This is a genomic window from Curtobacterium sp. VKM Ac-1376, from assembly GCF_015351025.1.
GTDB lineage: Bacteria > Actinomycetota > Actinomycetes > Actinomycetales > Microbacteriaceae > Curtobacterium.
In genome coordinates, this window is record NZ_JADKRV010000050.1 from 1 (window position 1) to 1,131 (window position 1,131).

Consider the following 1,131-nt stretch of genomic DNA (forward strand, 5'->3'; position numbering starts at 1 on the left):
GTGACGTGCCCCACGGTTTGGTTACCCGCAATCCTCTGCGGATTGGGCCCGTTCTGAGAGGCTCCAACCATGCCACGACCGTTTCCACCGGAGTTCCGTCGACGGGCCGTCGCGCTCGTCCGCGCCGGCAAACCGATCACGACCGCAGCAGTCGAGCTCGGCGTGAGCGCAGCAGCCATCCATAACTGGGTTCGTCAGGACCAGATCGACCGCGGGGAACGGCCCGGCGTCACGACACCGGAGAGCATCGAGCTCGCAAAGGCGAAGAAGCGGATCCGGCAGCTCGAGGAGGAAGTCGCGATCCTGAAGAAGGCATCGAAACTGCTCGGGGAGGACCGGCCCGGCCCAAAAGGATTCACCCGGTGATCGACCGTCTCCTCGAGGACGGTCACCGGGCCAAAGTCTGCTGTCGGCTCCTGGGCGTAAGTAGCCCCGGCTACTACAAGTACCGGAACCGGCCGCTCTCGCCCACCCAGATGCGACGGCAGTGGCTGACCGGTCTGATCCGGGAAGTGCACGCCGCGTCCCGGCAAGGTGAAGCGGCTCTCCGGCGTCGCGACCGCCGACGATCTCGTGCACCGGAAGTTCCACCGACTCGCGCCGAACGAGCTGTGGGTCACCGACATCACCGAGCATCCGACCCGGGAAGGGAAGGTCTACTGCTGCGCGGTGATGGACACCTTCTCACGGAAGATCGTGGGCTGGTCGATCGACTCCAGCCAGGACACCCACCTCGTCGTCAACGCCCTCGACATGGCCATCAAAGCACGGCGACCAGGAGCCGGTGGCATCGTGCACGCCGACCACGGCGTCCAGTTCACATCCTGGGCCTTCACCAGCAAGATCCGCGACGCGGGCCTGATGCCCTCGTTCGGCACCATCGGCGACTGCTACGACAACTCCATGATGGAGTCGTTCTGGTCGAGCATGCAGATCGAGCTGTTGAACCGGAAGAAATGGCGCACCCGCACCGATCTCGCGAACGCGATGTTCGAATACATCGAAATCTTCTACAACCGGCAACGCCGGCACTCGAAACTCGGATACACCACACCCATCGAGCACGAACTACGCTTCACCACGACACCCATCCCCGCCTGAGCTTCAGAGCAAAACGGGTAACCAGACCGT

At 63.6% G+C, this 1,131-nt stretch carries 1 pseudogene; it reads left to right on the plus strand.

The annotated features are described in order from the left end of the window. Window positions 1–69: 69 nt before the first annotated feature. Window positions 70–1,101: pseudogene (locus tag ITJ56_RS18090) on the plus strand (IS3 family transposase). The last annotated feature ends 30 nt before the right edge of the window (window positions 1,102–1,131 follow it).